The organism is Puia sp., assembly GCF_036500295.1.
Classification (GTDB): domain Bacteria; phylum Bacteroidota; class Bacteroidia; order Chitinophagales; family Chitinophagaceae; genus Puia.
In genome coordinates this window covers 1-5,943 of record NZ_DASYCH010000111.1, presented here as the reverse complement: position 1 = coordinate 5,943, position 5,943 = coordinate 1, and the positions used below count along the sequence as shown (strand labels likewise).

5 protein-coding genes are annotated in these 5,943 nt (G+C 54.4%); all 5 read right to left on the bottom strand.

The features are described 5' to 3' along the window. The coding region (locus tag VGM48_RS20855; RefSeq protein ID WP_331582369.1) for a FeoB small GTPase domain-containing protein at positions 1-1,021 on the bottom strand (1,021 nt) is incomplete at its 3' end. Between the two features lie 164 nt (positions 1,022-1,185). Continuing rightward, positions 1,186-1,917, bottom strand: coding sequence for a 2-phosphosulfolactate phosphatase (locus tag VGM48_RS20850; RefSeq protein WP_331582368.1), 732 nt, complete (start codon positions 1,915-1,917; stop codon positions 1,186-1,188). A gap of 39 nt (positions 1,918-1,956) precedes the next feature. Beyond that, the gene (locus VGM48_RS20845) at positions 1,957-2,430 is read right to left on the bottom strand and encodes an SRPBCC family protein (protein ID WP_331582367.1); all 474 of its coding nucleotides are present in this window, start codon (positions 2,428-2,430) and stop codon (positions 1,957-1,959) included. Positions 2,431-2,520: 90 nt separating this feature from the next. Continuing rightward, positions 2,521-3,606 carry a glycine cleavage system aminomethyltransferase GcvT gene (gene gcvT, locus VGM48_RS20840; protein WP_331582366.1) on the bottom strand — a complete coding sequence of 362 codons (1,086 nt, stop codon included), beginning with the start codon at positions 3,604-3,606 and terminating at the stop codon, positions 2,521-2,523. Positions 3,607-3,727: 121 nt separating this feature from the next. Beyond that, positions 3,728-5,943, bottom strand: a 2,216-nt coding sequence (locus VGM48_RS20835) for a PspC domain-containing protein (protein ID WP_331582365.1), incomplete at its 5' end; no start/stop codon positions are given.

The window sequence follows — 5,943 nt, the reverse complement described above, 5'->3', positions numbered from 1 at the left end:
CCAGCACTCCATTGACGAGGAGGTCGCTCCACCAGGCATCCGGCAGGAGCCGTCCCGCCCAACTTCCCAGGTGGGAGAAAGTCCAGTCGATGCCGTCCATGGGGAATTGGGCGATCCAAAAAACGCTTTGGAACAGCAGGAACAGCACGGCCAGCAGGATGATATAGCCCCAGGTGCGGTCGAGGAAGAGTTTGTCCAGTTTTTCCGTGAACAGGGTTCGTTCGAGGGGGTCCGGTTCCGCCACCGTATGCTGCATGATCTGTTTGATCCTTGCATAGCGTTGCATGATCTCATCGGCCTGGATCCGGGTATGGTTGAAATGATGTTCGGCTTCGATATGTTCGATCTGGCCCTGCTGATCCGGGGGGAAATCAAAATTCTCGTGGTTGATGAGGTAGTGGATGGCCGTATAATCGCTGATCTCCGGGAAGATCTTTTTTACGTCGCCGACGGCGCCGGTGGCCAGGACGGGGGCAACGATAAAGTCGCGGGCAGGGCGGCGGAAATGACGGGCCCGTTGCTCTATCACCTTTTTCAATTGGGGGATCCCCTTGTTCTTGCGGGGGTTGACGGGGACGATCGGGATGCCTAATTCTCTTTCCAGGCCGTCGACATCGATCTCGATCCCTTTTTTTACGGCCAGGTCCAACATGGTGAGGGCGATGACGACGGGGATCTTCAGGTCGATGATCTGGGAGCAGAAGAGAAGATTTCTCTTCAGGTTGCTGGCGTCCACGAGGAGGATGACCATATCGGGCCGGACGGAGGGGTCCTGGCCGAGCAGTACTTTATAGGTCACCCATTCATCGGCACGTTTGGGATAGAGGCTGTAGGTGCCGGGCAGGTCTATGATATTGACGGAGAGATCTTTAGAAAGATCGCTGTTGCCGGTCTTTTTGTCCACGGTCACACCGGGAAAATTGCCCACTTTCTGGTTCAGCCCGGTCAGGGCGTTGAACAGGGAGCTTTTTCCGCTATTGGGATTGCCCACGAGGGCAATATGGAGGTTATTCTTTTTCAAGCTGCTATCATCCGTACCCGACTGGGTACAGTTGGCAAAAGTAAGCTGTTATGGGTGATGATGCTTACGAATTTGGGAGGGAATCGCGTTCCGGTTGGGGAATGGTTGGCTTGTACCGATGCGGGCGCATCTGGCCGGGCTAATTGATGGACCTGGCCGATCGACTAGAGTACGATCAGCTTGCCATTTTCGTAAAAGGGCAGCACGTTGGCCAGGTCGGGCGTCAAACAGTACCGGATATCCTTTTCCAGTCCAAACCCGTTGAGCCGGAGGTAGTGGGAGGCTTGTTTGTTCTTCATGAATTCAAAAAGATCTACCCGGGCGTCGAGGTACATTGTCTCGGCGACCTTAGAGGAGTCGCAGTTGATATGAAAATGATCTTTTACCTGGTTGATCACCGCGCCGGCAAATAAGAGGTCTTCGATATTGATCTTGTCTTTCCAGGCGGCGCAGCCAAGGACGACCGGCAGGTTTTGTGAAGTCAGGTAACGGCAGATTGCGCCGAGATTGGGAAAAGAGCCGGTGACGATCTGTCCGGCGCCCCGGTCGAGGGCCATGTGGAGGAGTTTGGTGCCGTTGGTGGTTGTTAAAACCAGCGTTTTGCCGGCGACGAACTCGCGGGGGTATTCGAAGGGGGAATTGCCATGTTCCAATCCTTCGGCGATCCGGCCGTCGCGTTCGCCTGCGGTGATGCCGTCGATCTGACGGCCCAGTTCGATGCATTTGGCGACGCTATCCACGGGGATCACGCATTTGGCGCCGTTGTATAAGGCTGTTGCAATAGTGGAGGTTGCCCGAAGGACATCGATGATGACCACGATGGCGTGGTTCAGATCATACAAATGAAGCAAGGCGGGAGATAAAGCGGTATGTAAGCTGGGCTTGGAATTTGTCATAATCAGGATAACGCAAATGTAGGGGTTCAGGGGCTTTTATTAATCCAAAATAAATTTCCATTTTTCCGTTTCCGCGTAATCTTTGATCATGCCGTTGCGGGTTTCCAGTAAATTCTTCATATACCGGGTTAGGAATAGCTGATTGACCAGTTTTCCGAGGCCGCCATAGGGCGTTTCGAAGTGGAACAGGTCGATGAGCAGGGTTCCGTTGTCGATTCGTTTGAAATGGTGTTCATGCCGGAGGCTTTTGAAATCCCCGCTAACCATTTCATCGGTAAAGGACAGTGGCCGGGCCATTGATACGATCTTTGACTTCAGGATCCGGATCTTTAGCAAGTGTTTAGCCTTCCAGGTCACCGTTTCGTCGAGACCGATCAGGCCATTGGTAGTGCCGGCGATGGCTTCTTCTCCCGTGTGGGCCATCGATTTACGGTGGAGCTCGATGCTCCGGCAAAGATCGAATACCCGGTCGGCGGGTGCGGCAATAAAGGTCGTCAGATGGATCGTAGGCATAGGTAGGTCCTCGTTATTGGCTCCTTTGACAAGAAAAAATCATTCCAAGCTTTGTCACCGATCATAAAAAGCGAGTTTTTAACCGGCCCATCAACTGAAGGGGAGTTTTGTAACCCTTGCCTGGAGGAGCTTGTCCCGTATTTTTATGTAGATCTTGCTATCGATATTGGAGAAGGGGGGTCGTACATAACCCATTCCGATCGCCTTGCCCAGGGTTGGGGATTGCGTACCGGAGGTTACCTTCCCGATCACGGCGCCGGAGAAATCTTTTATCTCGTAGTCATGCCGGGGGATACCTTTCTCAAGCATTTCGAAGCCGACCAATTTTTTGCCGATGCCCTCCGCCTTTTGACGTTCCAGGATCGTCCTTGCGGTGAAATCCTTTGTGAATTTGGTGATCCAGCCCAGCCCGGCTTCGAGAGGGGTACTCGTATCGTCGATGTCGTTGCCGTAGAGGCAGTAGCCCATTTCGAGCCGCAGGGTATCGCGTGCCGCCAAACCGATGGGTTTCAGGCCCTGGGGTGTTCCCACCTCGAAAATTTTGTTCCAGACTTTTTCTGCCGTGTCGTCTTTGTCCTCGAAATAGATCTCGATGCCCCCGGCGCCGGTATAACCTGTGGCGCTGATCACTACATTATCGACTCCGGCGAAGGCGCCTTTTATAAAGGTATAATAGGTGAGGTTGAGGATATCGAGATCGGTAAGGGCCTGCATGAGGCGGGTGGCGTTGGGGCCCTGGATCGCGAGCAGGCAGGTTTTGTCCGAGATATTGTGCATTTCGGCCTGATGGGTATTGTGCTGGGCGATCCATTTCCAGTCTTTTTCGATATTGGCGGCATTGACCACCAGCATATAGGTTTTGTTTTCTTCCAGGCAGTAGACGATCAGGTCGTCGACGATACCGCCTTTTTCGTTGGTCAGGGCGCTGTACTGGGCTTTGCCGGCGGTCAGTTTGGAAGCGTCGTTGGTGGTGACGCGTTGGATGAGGTCCAATGCCTTGTCTCCTTTCAGGATGAATTCGCCCATATGGCTGACATCGAAGACGCCGGCATTGGTCCGTACGGCCTGGTGTTCATCGTTGATGCCGGAATAGGAGATCGGCATGTTGTAGCCGGCGAACTCTGCCATTTTTGCGCCAAGTGCGAGATGTTTGGCCGTGAAGGGGGTGTGCTTCATTGAAGTGAATTTGGCGGCAAAAATATGGTTTGCGGGGGAGCCTGCAAAAGAAAAGGGAGAAGGGGGGGCACAAAAAAGCCCCCGGCGCCAACGCCGAAGGGGCTGTTCCAACTTCAACCAACTATTGAAATAGTGCTGATATAAGAAGTAAAGACGGTCTTTCGGGGGCCGTCGCCATCGTCGTGCTCTTTAGAACGGGAGTGTCGACGGCGGGTTTGGTCTTTTGGTGTTCGGGGGCTTTATAGCGGTAACCGCGTTTGTCAGGGTTTGCGGGAGTCGCCGGTTTGTCGTCCCGGTTCCGATAGCCCGGGTCGTCGTCATCCCCGGTGTTGCTGTCTTTGTAATTGCGGTCATCCCTGGTCTTGTCTTTGTCCCGGCGGTCGGCGCTTTTTTTGTCCGTCCGCATCAGTCCGTCGGCCGTCATAATATATTCGATATTGCTGGTCCAGGAGTAGCTATTGTCGATCATGTCGAAGTCGTCATCCCCAGAGCGGTTCCAGTCGTCGCTCCATCTGTTATACTGGATATGCCGGCCATTGGAGTTGATCGAAAACCATTTATAGTCCCGTATGCTGCTGTTGACGACGATCTTCTTGCCGATAGGAATGGCTACGGCGATCAGGACCTGCTGGTTGCGGAATTTCTGGCCCTGCGTGACGGCGAATCCATGGGGCAGGTACAGGACGCTGTCGGTCTGCCGGACGGGGAAAACGATCTGTTGTGCGAGGTCGTGCGCCACTTTTGGATTATTGCCACGGCTGAAGCGGACTACCTTTATGTGGTAGGAGCTGTCTTCGCTCTTCACGAGGTTCACCCGGATCGTGGCGAGCAGGAGGCTGTCCTCATTCAGGTTAAAGAAAGGACCGTTGTTCCGCCAGTCGCCGTCGAACCACCAGTCATTGTCATAAAACTGGTTATCGCCTTTGGCTGCCATAACGACCAGCTTTCCATGGGCGGGCTGGATCAGCGGGAATTCTTCTTCCACATGCTGTCTCGACCGGAAATTGCTCATGACCATGCCAACCAGGGCGATAAAGGAAAACAGCCCGATGACCCACAGGGTAGCGAATGTATAGCCGAGGTAATGGTTGCGGGAGCGGACACCCGTGATCCGGCGGATCAGCCAGGTCAGCAGTGCGATGACCGGGATGACCAGGAAAAGGGCGAAGGCGGTCCAGGCGAGAAAATTCTGCCAGAAGCCGGCGAGGATATAATTTTTCAGGTCGAGTACGCCGTCGCCGCGGAAGGCGAGGCCTGCCAGTCCCATGATCAGGGCGAAGGCGATGATCCCTGCGATGAAGAGGAAGAAGGCTTTGAACAAAATGCCGATGGCGTGGCCGATGCCGCTGCCTGTCCTACGGGCGGCGGGATAGGCTTCGGAGGTAAAATTCTGGGTGGATTGTTTTACCCGTTCGCCGGCCTTCTGAAAGCTTTCTTTCATTTCGGCGCCGACTTCGCGGGCTTTCTTATTGAAACTTCCGAGGTCGCTCTTTATGGTATTCTTTATAGACTCCAGGTCGACCTTTTCCCCGCGCATTTCAAGCTTTTCTGAAGCGCTGACGGCTTCAGGCAGGACGATCCACAACACGATATACGTTATGAACAGGGTGCCCCCGAAACCGCCGGTGAAGAAGTAGCGGCCATGAAAATGAAACCAGAAGGTATGAAAGATGGAGGTGACGACTCCCAGGATCAGCGGGAGTGCGAAGATGAGGCGGGGGATCCATACGTCGATATGGAAATAAGCTGCCAGTCCGCTGGCGACGCCGGCGATCACCTTGTCATCGGAATTCCGGTAGAGTCGTTTGCGGGTATTGACCGGCAGGGTTTTGTAGGGAAGGACGATCCACAGGATAATATAGAGCAGGACGCCCAGGCCGCCGCCAAAGGAGATCAGCACGAAGATGATCCGGAGGAGGGCGGGGTCGAGGCGGAGATAATTGGCCAGGCCGGCGCAGACGCCGCCGAGGATCTTATCGTTCTCGGACCGGTAGAGGCGTCGGGGTTCGTCGGGGTTACTTTGGTAATATCCCCCCTGGTAGCCACCGGTGGTGGGACCGGCGCCTGCGGCACCGGAACCTGCACCTGCACCTGCACCGGCTCCGGCTCCTGCTCCTGCGGCTCCTGTACCGGAGTTCGCTCCTGAGGCAGTGGAGGTTGTCCCTTCTTCCTCTTCAAAATCTTCGGGGCGACCCATGCTGGCGATAATGTTGTTGACATCCGCATCGGTGATACAGACTGCTCCTTTTTTCAGGCTTTCGGAGAAGAGTTCGGCAAAGCGATTTTCGATATCACTGATGATCTCATCACGACCTTCTTCATTCGCGAAATACCTGC

What these genes read in the sequence shown, in the direction of transcription:
- VGM48_RS20850 (WP_331582368.1), bottom strand. Translation starts at nt 1,917, where the DNA reads ATGACAAATTCCAAGCCCAGCTTACATACCGCTTTATCTCCCGCCTTG.
- VGM48_RS20845 (WP_331582367.1), bottom strand. Translation starts at nt 2,430, where the DNA reads ATGCCTACGATCCATCTGACGACCTTTATTGCCGCACCCGCCGACCGG.
- gcvT (WP_331582366.1), bottom strand. Translation starts at nt 3,606, where the DNA reads ATGAAGCACACCCCCTTCACGGCCAAACATCTCGCACTTGGCGCAAAA.